Source organism: Exiguobacterium sp. SH4S7, assembly GCF_004336795.1.
GTDB classification, from domain to species: Bacteria; Bacillota; Bacilli; order Exiguobacteriales; family Exiguobacteriaceae; genus Exiguobacterium; species Exiguobacterium aurantiacum_A.
Genome location: NZ_SJUT01000001.1, coordinates 470,559 through 483,739 on the forward strand (window position 1 = coordinate 470,559; position 13,181 = coordinate 483,739).

Below are 13,181 nucleotides of genomic sequence, written 5' to 3' on the forward strand. Positions count from 1 at the left end.
TCAGCTCTCTTCATTTTGTATCGTCGTCTTGTGGAATGAACCACGTGCCGCGATCGGTGACGTCTTCGACGACGTCAAGTTGGTACTCGGTAATGTATTTGCGCAGCCGTTCGATAATTTCAGGACTGTCGGCAAATACGGTCTGTCCGTTCTGTAAAAGTTCTAACTTGTCGCGCGCGATTTTACCCCGATTAATAATCATACGCTTTTACCCCCTTTTATCATTCGTTTTGTCTATAATTATTGTATCAGAGAAGCATCGAGATGAGTTTGACAATTAAGAAAAAAGAGAGGGGGGCGCTTGTGCTCCATTTAAATGTAAGATCAGCGTTTAGCTTGATGCATAGCACGATTCGCTTAGAGCAATATGTCGCCTCGATGGCGGAGCGGGGGAGTAAGTCGGTCGCGGTCGCAGATGACGCGTTTTATGGCGTTCCTCAATTTGTGAGACTATGCGAACGCTATGCTGTCAAGCCGGTCATCGGTCTACGGACGAGCCTTCATGTCGATGGGCTCGAGTTGGCCGTGCTCGTGTATGCGATGACCGACCTAGATATTCCAAAGCTGTATCGCATCGTCGAGGCAGGCGGATTGACCGAACCGACGGATTTATCGGTCGTCATCTTACCTGAGAATTGGAAAACGAGTGACCCGGTCCACCGACGTCGTTTGTTTAACCGTATACTCGGCTTTGTGGCAGAAGAACGGTTATGGCTCGGGTTGCCTGCTCCGCAGACGACCGAACAGACGCTCATCGTCAAACAGCTTCGGGGGATGCGCGAAGAACTCGGTGTTCGTTTAGTGCCGACGCCAGAGACATGCTATATGCGACCAGAAGATTTTGAAGCGTATCGTGCCATCGTCGCAATCGGGGAAGGCGAGGTCATCTCCCAAGAGGACGTTCATCAAAAAGGCAAGTATGTGCGGCTTCCGAGCGAGATGAACGACTGGTTCGAACCCTTGGAGCTCGAGGAACTCGCGCGATTCGAACAACTTACGTCGGTAACGCAGATTCCGGCCGCGACTGCCGCGATCCCGGAACTGCCTGATGCCGTCGATCGACTCAAACGTCTCGTCGCGGAGCGATTGAAAGCACTTGATTTGCTCACCGACACGTATATCGAGCGGGCCCGGTACGAGCTTGACGTCATCGCCGGTACGGGGTTCGCCTCATACTTTTTGATTGTCGAGGACATCGTTCGCTTCGCCAGGGAGCAGGGCATCGAAGTCGGTCCAGGTCGTGGTTCAGCGGCCGGGTCGCTCGTCAGTTTCGCGCTTCATATTACAGAAGTCGATCCTGTTCGCTTCGATTTGCTGTTTGAACGTTTCTTGAACCCGGAACGGATCAGTATGCCAGATATTGATTTAGACTTCGAAGACGAACGGAGAGACGAGGTCGTCCAGTACGTGCTTGACAAGTATGGGCTGCATCACGCCGCTCAAATCGGTACGTTAGCGACGTTCGGTGCGAAGGCGGCGCTGCGTGACGTGGCCCGCGCTCTCGGGATGACGCTTGAAGAAGGCCAGGCTGCCAGTAAACAAGTCAAGGACGACGGGATCGCGGGCATTACGAACAATCCGACTAAAATGAAGTGGTTTGCCGGAAGTCAAAAACGGTCGCACCTGTTGACGATCGCGTCTCAATTGGAAGGGTTGCCGAGGCAAGCGTCGATCCATGCGGCCGGGATCGTCTTGAGCCGAGATCCGCTTGACACGGTAACGCCGCTGCAACCGACGGACGGGGGCCAAGTGACACAATATAATATGAAGGATCTCGAGGCGCTAGGACTGCTAAAAATCGATTTGCTCGGTCTCCGGAACTTGACACGATTGCGCGAGATGGAGATGTTGATTCGTGACACCGATTCACTATTCTCGCTGAAATCGATCCCGCTCGATGACAATCGGACGTTACGTGTTCTCGCACGAGGCGATACAGACGGCGTCTTTCAGTTTGAGTCGGACGGGATGAAGCAGGCGCTGCGGCAAGTGAAACCGACCGAGTTTGAAGATATCGTCGTCACGATGTCGCTTTATCGCCCTGGACCGATGCAGTTCATCGAGACGTATGCCAAACGCAAGCACGGGATGCCGTACAAGCCGGTCCATCCGATCGTTGGCGAAGTGATGGAGACGACTAAAGGCGTGCTCGTCTACCAAGAACAAGTCATGAAGTTATTGCGCGAACTCGCCGGATATTCATACGCCGAGGCCGATTTGATTCGTCGAGCCATCGCTAAAAAGGATATGGCCGCCATCGAGGTCGAGAAAACCCGTTTTTTGGAGAAGACGGCGGAGTACGACACGGATTCGATGCGACAAGTGTTCTCATGGATTGAAAAATTCGCGGGCTACGGGTTCAACCGGTCGCACGCCGTCGCCTATAGTTTGATCAGTTATCGATTGGCGTATGTGAAAGCACACTTTGAACGCATTTTTTATCTCGTGACGTACGATAAGACGAATCAACTCGTACGTATGCTAAGGAAAGGGAAAATCCCCGTCTATCCTCCTGACGTCTTGCACGGGAAAGCGGGAGCGTCTCTAGAAGGTCCGGGAGTCCGTCTCGGCCTCAAGGCGATTCAAGGATTGACGAAGCGGGACGTAGAACGATTGGTTGAGCATCACGATCAGTTCACCGATGTGAAACGACTCGGGGAGCTGATGGACTGGGGAACGAAAGATCAGTTGAAATTGCGCCGTCTGCTCGGTTCCGGGGCGTTAGACCGCATGTACCACGGAGAGCGGAGCCGGGCTTTCCGGGCCGTGGAACGCTTGCGGGAAGAGGCGGGGACACATCTGCTCCCGGATGAACTGTCGGCCCTCGGTTTGAAACGGACCGAGACGCCGGAACCGAATTGGTCGGAAGAAGAACGCGAGGCGCTCGGGACGTGGATCGTCCACTCACCTTTGACAACGGTGGCACCCCTTCAAGTGGACACGGCCACGATCGAGGAAGTGTTGCGCGGCGACAGAGGATTCATCGTCGTCTACGTCGATGCGATCCGGACGTTCAAGACGAAGAAAAACGAGGAGATGGGTGTTGCCATGGTCGATGACGGGGTCTCGCAAGATGAGGTCGTCATCTTCCCACGCGTGTTCGCAAACTATGCACGCTCGCTCTATGTCGGGAACGTCCTGTTGCTCGAGGTTCATCCAAACGAGCGGGACGGGCGGAATCAACTCGTCGTGGAGCGGGTGCGGCCATTAAATGGTCAAGCGTTGTTCGTCCGGCTTCGCCGTGAATCGTTCGCCGAGCTCGAAGAACTCCTTCATACAGCAAGTGGGGACGTCCCGGTGATTTGTCGCTTCTCCGACTCAAAAGAGGTGAAGCAATTGGCGTCTGCTTACTCGGTCAATCCAACGGAATCCTTCATGACCGCTTTGAAGAGCCGGTTCGGGGAAGCGGACGTCGTCTTGAAGCGGGTCGATTCAAAAACGTCCGGCGCGGGAACTAGTACCAAGTCATAAAAAGTGGTATAATCTGTTTGATTGGTCTGACCACTTTAAAGAGAATGCCATCCGAAAAGGAGTTGAACGGTCAGATGCATGGAAAATACGCATCCTCATTTCACGAAAACATTTCTAAAATTAGATCGTTGATCGTTCAGGCATCGCTCGCGCCGGGCGACCGTCTTCCATCCGAACGTGAACTGGCCGAGACGCTTTCAATCAGCCGCGCTTCGGTCCGAGAGGCGCTTCGGGCCCTCAGCTTTCTTGGGATCGTGGAGACGCGTCACGGGGGCGGGACGTTTTTGTGCGAGCAAGATCGGCACCGCTACATCGAGATCTTGTCTGAGTTTATCGTCACGAAACAGACGAAAGCGTCCGACATCGTCGACATGTTGCGGTTGCTTGAGCGCCTTGCGTTCTCTGAAGTCGAGCCGACACCGGAGCGGGTCAAGCTGCTCGAAGCGAACTTAGCGAATGATCGCGAGTTCCGTCAACAGCTGATTCTAGGCCTAGACAACGAGCTCTTCATTCGAATTTGGAGTGAAGTGAACCGATTTTATGACGGGACGGACGCAGGTGAACTGTATACGATCGAAGAACGAACACAATTATTGGAGATGTGGCGCAAGGTGAGGATGCCGGAATGAACGAGGGGGAAGCGATGACTGCTTTTTTCAAGAAACCAAAACGATACATGCCGTTGCGTCAACGAGAACCGAAAATTGACGCACCACAAGGATTGATGACGAAATGTCCATCCTGTAAATATATGCATTACACGAAACAATTGAACGAACACCATAAAGTGTGCGATTGTGGCTACCATTTCCCGCTCAGTGCAGATGAGCGGATTCGATTGCTCACTGATGAGAACTCATTCGTGAAATTTGCTGGACCGCGCGTGAAAGAAAATCCGCTCGGTTTTCCAGATTATGAAGAAAAATTAAAAAAAGACAGGGAACGAACTGGGATTGAAGAGGCGATTGTCTGCGGCCGGGGAATGATCTCTGGCCGTCACGCCGTCATCTGTGTCATGGACGCGCGCTTCCGGATGGGGTCAATGGGAGCTTACGTCGGGGAAGCGATCGCTTCAGCCGTCCGGACTGCGACTGCGGAACGATTACCTGTCGTGTTGTTCACCGCTTCAGGCGGTGCGCGCATGCAAGAAGGGATGGTCAGCCTCATGCAGATGGCGAATACGTCCATCGCGCTCAAGCAACATGACGAGGCCGGATTGCTGTATATCGCCTACTTGACCCATCCGACGACAGGTGGCGTCTCGGCTAGTTTTGCCATGCTCGGTGACTTGAACGTCGCCGAACCGGGTGCGTTGATCGGCTTCGCCGGACGGCGGATCATCGAACAGACGATTCGTGAAAAATTACCAGACAACTTCCAAACTGCTGAGTTCTTGCTAGAGGCTGGTCAACTCGATGCCGTCGTTCATCGTGAACAGATGCGTTCGTTCTTAAAGAACATCATCGATTTACATGACGGGGGGGCACATCATGTTTGACTCAACGAAAGAATTGAACGAACAACTCGTGAAGTTGCGCGAGATGGCGGAAACGAAAGGGATCGACCTATCCCGGGAGATCCGCCATCTCGAGACGAAGCTCCACCGATTAGAAAAAGACAATTATGGGAATATGAAACCGTGGGATCGCGTGCAATTGGCACGGAACCCGAAACGGCCGACGACGCTCGACTATATCGATCAGCTGTTCCCAGATTTTATTGAACTGCATGGCGACCGACATGGATATGATGATGCGGCGATCGTCGCGGGGATTGCCACGCTCGACGGTGTCCCGGTGACAATCATCGGCCATCAACGCGGCCGCAATACGAAAGAGAACATGTTGCGAAACTTTGGCATGCCTCATCCGGAAGGGTATCGCAAAGCGTTACGGTTCATGAAGCAGGCCGAGAAGTTCAACCGGCCGGTCATCACGTTCATTGACACGAAAGGTGCTTACCCGGGTAAGGCGGCCGAAGAACGCGGACAAAGCGAGGCAATCGCACGCAACTTGTTTGAGATGGCGACGTTGAAAGTCCCGATCGTTTCTGTCGTCATCGGCGAGGGCGGTTCTGGAGGAGCGCTCGGCATCGGTGTCTGCGACCGGCTGCTCATGCTCGAGAACAGCACGTACTCGGTCATCTCGCCAGAAGGTGCGGCAGCACTGCTTTGGAAAGACGCTAAGCTGGCGGAACGGGCCGCTGAAACGATGAAGATTACAGCACAAGATTTGCTCGATTTAGGGATTGTCGATGAGATTGTGACGGAAGTGTTTGGCGGAGCCCACATCGATGTGTCACTACAGTCTTCGCTCTTGAAGCCTGTATTAACACAGCATGTCAGTGAGTTGGTGAAACGCTCGCGCGATGAGTTGCTGCAAGGGCGCGCTGCCAAATATCATCAAATTGGCACATTTGGCTCGTGAAAACGGTAACAACCGCTTGAGGTTCACGTTAAACCACTCACGAAATGACTGCTTCCGACGGTACCCCATGCATTTTTTTCACATACTTGTGTTGTAAAACAAAGGTCAGACATGGTATTTTTATTTCAGATTTCGTTAAAACACATAAGAGGTGAGTGACGTGAATTTAAGACGAATTGCGGTATTGACAAGTGGGGGAGACGCCCCTGGAATGAACGCTGCAGTCCGTGCAGTGACCCGAAAAGCAATTTTTGAAGGTCTAGAAGTGTACGGTGTGTATAACGGCTATCAAGGTTTGATTGAAGGCGATCTCGTTGAATTGAACCTAGGTTCAGTCGGCGATATCATTCAACGCGGAGGAACGTTCTTACGTTCTGCCCGTTGCCCAGAGTTTAGAACTGAAGAAGGCCGGGCGAAAGCGGTCAAACAGTTGAAGAAATTCAACATCGATGCGCTTGTTGTCGTAGGCGGAGACGGTTCTTACCGTGGAGCTCAGAAGTTGACGGAGCTTGGTTTCCCGACAATCGGGCTGCCTGGTACGATCGACAATGATATTCCGGGAACGGACGCGACGATCGGATTTGACACAGCGCTCAACACAGCGCTCGATGCGATCGACAAGATTCGTGACACGGCTTCTTCACATGAACGTACGTATGTCATTGAAGTGATGGGTCGCGACGCGGGTGACATCGCTCTTTACGCCGGTCTTGCCGGTGGAGCGGAGTCGATTCTCGTCCCAGAACGTCCTGAAGACTTGAGTGCGATTGTGGAGCGGATCAACCATGGTGTTGCCCGCGGCAAGAAACATTCGATTGTCGTCGTTGCTGAAGGAGCTGGCAGTGCCGAAGAGATTGGTAAACTCATTGCTGAGCAGACAAACTCGGAAACACGTGTCACGATCCTTGGACATATCCAACGTGGTGGTTCACCAACTGCCGCCGACCGCGTGCTTGCTAGCCGGATGGGCGCTTACGCCGTTGAAATCCTGTTAGAAGGCAAAGCTGGACGGGTCGTTGGAATCCGTGGCGGTAAAATGATGGACCTCGATATCGACGAGGCGCTCGACCATAACAAGCATACGCTTGACATGAAGTTGATCGACCTGTCGAACCAACTTTCGATTTAACGAGTGACAGTGAACTCCACAGAGACGGGATCAGGTCAATCGACCCCCCGTTTTCTGTGTGTAAATGTAATACATCCCCTAGGAGGTTTTTATTTATGCGTAGAACGAAAATTGTATGTACGATCGGACCAGCTTCAGAGAAGCTTCTCCCAGAAATGATTGAAGCTGGAATGAACGTGGCTCGTCTTAACTTCTCACACGGTGACTACGAAGAGCACGGAGCACGTATCCGCGACATCCGTGAAGCATCACGCGTCGCAGGCAAAATCGTGACTGTCCTTCTCGATACGAAAGGTCCTGAAATTCGGACGCATACGTTCGCAGACGGAAAGGCACTCCTTGAAAAAGGGAAAGAAGTGACAATCGTCTCAACAGAAGAAATCGTCGGAACGAAAGACCGTTTCTCGGTCACGTACGAAGGATTGTTCGATGACGTCGAAGTCGGTTCTAGCATCATGCTCGATGACGGACTCATCGGTCTCCGTGTCGTCGAAAAACTTCCGAACCGCGATCTTCGTTGCATCATCGAAAACGAAGGCGTCATCAAGACGAAGAAAGGTGTGAACTTGCCGAACGTCAAGGTTAACCTTCCTGCCTTAACAGACAAAGATATCGCGGACATCGAGTTCGGTATCTCGCAAGATATCGACGTGATCGCGGCTTCATTCGTACGTCGTGCGTCTGACGTCGTCGCCATTCGTCAACTTCTCGAGAAGCACGATGCGTCGCACATCAAGATTTACCCGAAAATTGAAAACCAAGAAGGTGTCGATAACATCGACGAAATCTTGTCTATCTCTGACGGTTTGATGGTTGCGCGTGGTGACCTCGGTATCGAGATCCCGACTGAAGAAGTCACACCAGTACAAAAAGAATTGATCAAGAAGTGTAACGACCTCGGTAAGCCGGTCATCACAGCGACACAAATGCTTGACTCGATGCAACGCAACCCGCGCCCGACACGTGCGGAAGCGTCTGACGTTGCCAACGCCATCCTCGATGGTACGGATGCGGTCATGCTCTCAGGTGAGACGGCTGCAGGGGACTACCCAATCGAGTCAGTTCAAATGCAAGCAGCGATCGCTGTTCGTACAGAGCGTATGCTCGACTACAAAAACTTGCTCAAAGATCGTCAAAAACGCAGTGAGCATACGGTAACGGATGCGATCTCACAAGCGGTTGCCCATACGGCAATCAACTTGAACGCGAAAGCGATCTTGACACCAACACAATCAGGTTACACGGCTGCCCGTACAGCGAAATATCGTCCGGAAGCAAACATCATCGCGGTGACTGAATCAGAGCGCGTCGCTCGTCAGTTGAACCTCGTTTGGGGCGTATACCCGATCGTTGCTGACACGATGCCGAACAACACGGATGAGATGTTGGTTCAAGCATCTGAAGCAGCTCGTCACGCTGGACTCGTCACAGACGGCGACCTCGTCGTCATCTCAGCAGGTATTCCGGCAGCGACTTCTGGTACGACGAACATGATGAAAATTCACATCGTCGGACACGCTCTTGCAAACGGACGCGGCATCGGTGAGCGCGGCCTCGTCGGAGAAGTCGTCGTTGCGAACAACGCGGACGAAGCGAACGCTAAAGCAAAAGACGGCATGATCCTCGTCGCACCGTTCACTGATAAAGAAATGATGCCAGCGATCGAAAAAGCAGCCGGCATCATCACAGAAGACGGTGGATTGACGAGCCATGCCGGCATCGTCGGACCATCGCTCCGTAAACCGGTCATCGTCGGTGTTGAATCTGCAACGTCTACGTTCCGTGACGGACAGATGATCTCGATCGACCCACTTACTGGAAAAATTTATAACGCGTAATCGAATGACAATCGAACCGACCTTCTCATGAGGTCGGTTCTTTTTCCATTCAGAAAGAGGGATGAATCATGGGTGCTTATTTATTTCTGCTATTACTCGTCTTGATCGGCGTGATTTCCCATAATCAATCGGTCATAATCGCGAGCAGTGTACTCTTAATCATTAAAGCAATCGGCTTCGGTGACCAGCTGTTCCCGACGCTCGCCGCAAAAGGGATCCATTGGGGTGTGACGATCATCACGATCGCCGTCCTCGTCCCGATCGCGACCGGAGACATAGGTTTTAGAGAATTGTGGAATAGTATTAAAGGACCGGTCGGCATCATTGCCTTTTCGTCCGGTATCTTCGTCGCCCTTGCCGCCGCCCAGGGCGTGCAACTGATGCGTGTCGACCCGGTCGTGACGACGGCCTTGCTCGCAGGCACCATTCTTGCGGTCGGATTCATGAAAGGCGTTCCGGTCGGTCCGCTCGTTGGTGCCGGGATTGCCGCGCTCATTTTAGGGGGATATAACCTTATCGAGAAGTGGGTTTGACATTTTTTTACGACTGGATACGCTTACATTTCTTTTTTTCAGTAAATTGTTTATACTAGACGGAGGACAGGGTGGCGCGAACTCGATACGTGCTGGGGAGATTTATCGAACCCCCACCCTTATTCCCTGCAAACAGACTGTATGATGCGGTCGACTACTTTCAAAGACTGAGGGGGAGTTATTAATGTCAACAACTAAAGGGTTAGAAGGAATTGTGGCGGCAGCCTCAAAAGTCAGTTCGATCATTGATGGACAATTGACTTATGGAGGATACACAATCGATGACTTGGCAGACCATGCCACGTTCGAAGAAGTCGTCTTTCTATTATGGAACGACCGCCTTCCGAAGGCAGATGAATTAACGAAACTCTCAGAAGCGCTCGTTCAAGAAGCGAAGTTGCCAGAAGACGTCCTCGCGACACTCGAGCGGGCACCAAAGTCTGCGAACGCGATGGCCACGATTCGTACGGCACTCTCTCAACTCGCGTTGTACGATGAAGAGGCTGAAGACATGAGCGAAGAGGCAAACATGCGTAAAGCGATTCGTCTTCAAGCACAAATCGCGACGATCGTGACTGCTTTCGCGCGGTTACGGAAAGGTAAGCAACCGATTGCGCCGAAGCAAGGCTTGTCGTATGCAGCCAATTTCTTATATATGTTGAACGGGGAAGAGCCGAATGAAGTCGCCGAGACGACGATCGACAAGGCGCTCATTCTTCACGCCGACCATGAGTTGAACGCTTCGACGTTCACAGCCCGTGTCTGCGTAGCGACGCTCTCAGATATGTATTCTGGTGTGACGGCAGCGATGGGCGCACTCAAAGGTCCACTTCACGGTGGCGCCAACGAGGCGGTCATGAAGATGCTTCACGAAATCGGTTCGGTCGACAAAGTCGAAGACTACGTGCGCGGCAAGTTCGAACGCCGTGAGAAGATCATGGGCTTCGGTCACCGTGTTTATAAGGACGGTGATCCGCGTGCGAAACACTTGAAAGAGATGAGTCGCCAACTGACGGCTCAAATCAATGAGCCACATTGGTACGAGATGTCTGAGAAGATCGATCACCTCGTCGAGACTGAAAAAGGGCTCAAACCGAACGTCGACTTCTACTCGGCTTCGACGTACTATGCGCTCGGCCTTGACGAAGAGCTGTTCACGCCGATCTTCGCGGTCTCGCGGATGTCAGGCTGGATCGCACACATCCTCGAGCAATACGCCGACAACCGTCTCATTCGTCCGCGTGCCGAGTACGTAGGCGAAACGAATCGTTCATACGTACCGGTAAACGAGCGTTAATTGACGCATCGTTCGAAGATTACGTCACAATTTAGACATAAACTTTGGTAAACTAACAGATGACGTAGGTCGGCGCTCGCGTCGGCCTACATAAATGTACTTAGGGGGATTCATATGTCAACACAAGGTCAAAAGATTACAGTAGAAAACGGTGCACTCAACGTACCAAACGTACCAACGATTCCATTCATCATCGGAGATGGAACAGGCCCAGACATCTGGAACGCTTCAGTCCGCGTCTTTGATGCAGCTGTCGAGAAAGCATACGGCGGCGAGAAGAAGATCGAATGGAAAGAAGTGTTCGCTGGCGAGAAGGCGTTCAACCAAACGGGTGAGTGGCTTCCTAACGAGACGCTCGACGAGATCCGTGAATATTTGATTGCCATCAAAGGACCGCTCACGACACCGGTCGGCGGCGGAATCCGTTCACTCAACGTTGCGCTCCGTCAAGAACTTGACTTGTACACGTGCTTGCGTCCTGTCCGTTACTTCACTGGCGTCCCGTCACCGGTCAAACGTCCTGAAGACACAGACATGGTCATCTTCCGTGAGAACACAGAAGATATTTATGCAGGGATCGAATACGCTTCAGGCAGCGACGAAGTGAAGAAGTTGATCACGTTCTTGAAAGAAGAGATGAACGTCAACAAGATCCGTTTCCCAGAAACATCGGGTATCGGCATCAAGCCGATCTCGTCAGAAGGAACAAAACGTCTCGTTCGGGCATCTCTCGAATACGCGATCGCGAACAACCGTAAATCGCTCACGCTCGTCCATAAAGGTAACATCATGAAGTTCACAGAAGGCGCCTTCAAAAACTGGGGGTATGAACTCGCAGAAGAAGAGTACGGCGACAAAGTGTTCACATGGGCCCAGTATGACCGCATCAAAGAAGAGTCAGGCGAAGCTGCTGCGAACGAAGCGCAATCGAAAGCGGAAGCGGAAGGCAAAATCATCGTGAAAGATTCAATCGCTGATATCTTCCTCCAACAAATCTTGACTCGTCCGCGTGAGTTCGACGTCGTCGCGACAATGAACTTGAACGGTGACTACATCTCGGACGCGCTCGCTGCTCAAGTCGGCGGAATCGGGATCGCACCAGGTGCGAACATCAACTACGTGACAGGACATGCCATCTTCGAAGCGACACACGGTACGGCACCGAAGTATGCCGGTCTTGACAAAGTCAACCCGTCATCTGTCATCTTGTCAGGTGAGATGATGCTCCGTCACATGAACTGGAACGAAGCGGCTGACCTCATCGTTCGTTCGATGGAGAATACAATCGCATCGAAAGTCGTCACATACGACTTTGCCCGTCTCATGGACGGCGCGACAGAAGTGAAATGTTCAGAGTTTGCGGATGAACTGATCAAAAACATGTAAGTAGCACTCAAGTTTGGACTAAACCAAGGGGGAGAGCACAATGATTCGTCGCAACAAGATTTCTGTTATCGGTAGCGGATTCACGGGGGCCACGACGGCACTATACTTGGCTCAAAAAGAGTTAGGAGACGTCGTCCTTCTCGACATGCCAGAGTTTGAGAACCCGACGAAAGGAAAAGCGCTCGATATGCAAGAAACGGCGCCGATTCAAGGATTTGATTCATTGATCACCGGGACGTCGGATTACGCCGACACGGCTGATTCGGACATCGTCGTCATCACGGCTGGTATCGCCCGCAAGCCGGGCATGAGCCGGGACGACCTCGTCACGACGAACGCTAGCGTCATGCGGTCGGTCACGAAAGAGATTGTCAAGTATTCACCTGACGCGATCTTGATCGTCTTGACGAACCCGGTCGATGCGATGACGTATACGGTGTTCAAAGAGTCGGGCTTCCCGAAAGAGCGCGTCATCGGCCAGTCCGGTGTGCTCGACACGGCGCGGTTCCGGACGTTCGTCGCTTCGGAGTTGAACGTCTCTGTGAAAGACGTGTCCGGGTTCGTCCTCGGCGGTCACGGCGACGACATGGTGCCGCTCATCCGCTATTCGTATGCAGGAGGCATCCCGCTCGAGAAGTTGTTGCCGAGTGAACGCATCGACGCGATCGTCGCGAGAACGCGTAAAGGTGGCGGTGAGATCGTCCAACTCCTTGGCAACGGTTCGGCGTACTACGCGCCGGCCGCGGCCATCGTCGAGATGGTGGAAGCGATTTTAAAAGATCAACGCCGCATTTTACCGGCCATCACGTATCTTGATGGAGAGTATGGCTTCCGTGACCTCTATCTTGGCGTGCCGACGGTTCTCGGTGCGAACGGGATCGAGCGTGTGCTCGAACTTGACCTGACGGACGAAGAACAAGCCGCGTTCAAGCGCTCGGCTGACTCGGTCCGTTCCGTCTTGAACGTCCTAACTTGAAAGCAAGTCTAGTCTGCGTCGCAGGCTAGACTTTTTTTGTTGGATTCGTTTTTCTTCCAAGCGTGCTAAACTGGAGATAGACAGTGGATTTGTTTTGTTTTTGTAAAGAATTGCTTTGAAGTTGG

General features: G+C 52.4%; 11 protein-coding genes. 10 read left to right on the forward strand and 1 reads right to left on the reverse strand.

What is annotated here, in order from left to right; genetic code table 11:
- Nucleotides 1–10 precede the first annotated feature (10 nt).
- Nucleotides 11–202 (reverse strand): hypothetical protein, encoded by a 192-nt coding sequence (locus tag EVJ29_RS02315; protein WP_016508471.1) that lies wholly within the window; start codon nt 200–202, stop codon nt 11–13.
- A gap of 101 nt (nt 203–303) precedes the next feature.
- On the opposite strand from EVJ29_RS02315, the gene dnaE reads away from it, so the two are divergent.
- The 10 genes from dnaE to mdh all read left to right on the forward strand — a co-directional run bounded on the left by dnaE (nt 304) and on the right by mdh (nt 13,056).
- The gene (dnaE, locus tag EVJ29_RS02320) at nt 304–3,471 is read left to right on the forward strand and encodes a DNA polymerase III subunit alpha (RefSeq protein WP_236633360.1); all 3,168 of its coding nucleotides are present in this window, start codon (nt 304–306) and stop codon (nt 3,469–3,471) included.
- A 128-nt stretch (nt 3,472–3,599) separates the two neighbouring features.
- Nucleotides 3,600–4,100, forward strand: a complete 501-nt coding sequence (locus EVJ29_RS02325) for a FadR/GntR family transcriptional regulator (protein WP_233589565.1) — start codon at nt 3,600–3,602, stop codon at nt 4,098–4,100.
- A 14-nt stretch (nt 4,101–4,114) separates the two neighbouring features.
- Complete coding sequence (gene accD, locus EVJ29_RS02330; protein ID WP_070327893.1) at nt 4,115–4,969, forward strand: acetyl-CoA carboxylase, carboxyltransferase subunit beta; 855 nt, start codon at nt 4,115–4,117, stop codon at nt 4,967–4,969.
- Entirely contained in the window at nt 4,962–5,897 is a 936-nt protein-coding gene (gene accA, locus EVJ29_RS02335; RefSeq protein WP_131443027.1) for an acetyl-CoA carboxylase carboxyl transferase subunit alpha, read from the forward strand. Before accD ends, accA begins: the two co-directional genes overlap by 8 nt.
- Before the next feature lie 160 nt (nt 5,898–6,057).
- Nucleotides 6,058–7,026 (forward strand): 6-phosphofructokinase, encoded by a 969-nt coding sequence (gene pfkA / locus EVJ29_RS02340; protein ID WP_083273929.1) that lies wholly within the window; start codon nt 6,058–6,060, stop codon nt 7,024–7,026.
- Nucleotides 7,027–7,121: 95 nt separating this feature from the next.
- Nucleotides 7,122–8,864: a pyruvate kinase gene (pyk, locus tag EVJ29_RS02345; RefSeq protein ID WP_070326936.1), complete on the forward strand. Its 1,743-nt coding sequence runs from the start codon at nt 7,122–7,124 to the stop codon at nt 8,862–8,864.
- A gap of 68 nt (nt 8,865–8,932) precedes the next feature.
- Nucleotides 8,933–9,397 carry a DUF441 domain-containing protein gene (locus EVJ29_RS02350; RefSeq protein ID WP_016508479.1) on the forward strand — a complete coding sequence of 155 codons (465 nt, stop codon included), beginning with the start codon at nt 8,933–8,935 and terminating at the stop codon, nt 9,395–9,397.
- A gap of 184 nt (nt 9,398–9,581) precedes the next feature.
- Complete coding sequence (citZ, locus tag EVJ29_RS02355) at nt 9,582–10,694, forward strand: citrate synthase (RefSeq protein WP_131490404.1); 1,113 nt, start codon at nt 9,582–9,584, stop codon at nt 10,692–10,694.
- Between the two features lie 114 nt (nt 10,695–10,808).
- The gene (gene icd / locus EVJ29_RS02360; protein ID WP_131490403.1) at nt 10,809–12,080 is read left to right on the forward strand and encodes an NADP-dependent isocitrate dehydrogenase; all 1,272 of its coding nucleotides are present in this window, start codon (nt 10,809–10,811) and stop codon (nt 12,078–12,080) included.
- 40 nt (nt 12,081–12,120) lie between these two features.
- Nucleotides 12,121–13,056, forward strand: coding sequence for a malate dehydrogenase (mdh, locus tag EVJ29_RS02365; protein WP_131504691.1), 936 nt, complete (start codon nt 12,121–12,123; stop codon nt 13,054–13,056).
- Nucleotides 13,057–13,181: the final 125 nt, after the last annotated feature.

What these genes read in the sequence shown, in the direction of transcription:
- citZ (WP_131490404.1), top strand. Translation starts at nt 9,582, where the DNA reads ATGTCAACAACTAAAGGGTTAGAAGGAATTGTGGCGGCAGCCTCAAAA.
- EVJ29_RS02350 (WP_016508479.1), top strand. Translation starts at nt 8,933, where the DNA reads ATGGGTGCTTATTTATTTCTGCTATTACTCGTCTTGATCGGCGTGATT.
- accA (WP_131443027.1), top strand. Translation starts at nt 4,962, where the DNA reads ATGTTTGACTCAACGAAAGAATTGAACGAACAACTCGTGAAGTTGCGC.
- EVJ29_RS02315 (WP_016508471.1), bottom strand. Translation starts at nt 202, where the DNA reads ATGATTATTAATCGGGGTAAAATCGCGCGCGACAAGTTAGAACTTTTA.
- icd (WP_131490403.1), top strand. Translation starts at nt 10,809, where the DNA reads ATGTCAACACAAGGTCAAAAGATTACAGTAGAAAACGGTGCACTCAAC.
- pyk (WP_070326936.1), top strand. Translation starts at nt 7,122, where the DNA reads ATGCGTAGAACGAAAATTGTATGTACGATCGGACCAGCTTCAGAGAAG.
- accD (WP_070327893.1), top strand. Translation starts at nt 4,115, where the DNA reads ATGACTGCTTTTTTCAAGAAACCAAAACGATACATGCCGTTGCGTCAA.
- mdh (WP_131504691.1), top strand. Translation starts at nt 12,121, where the DNA reads ATGATTCGTCGCAACAAGATTTCTGTTATCGGTAGCGGATTCACGGGG.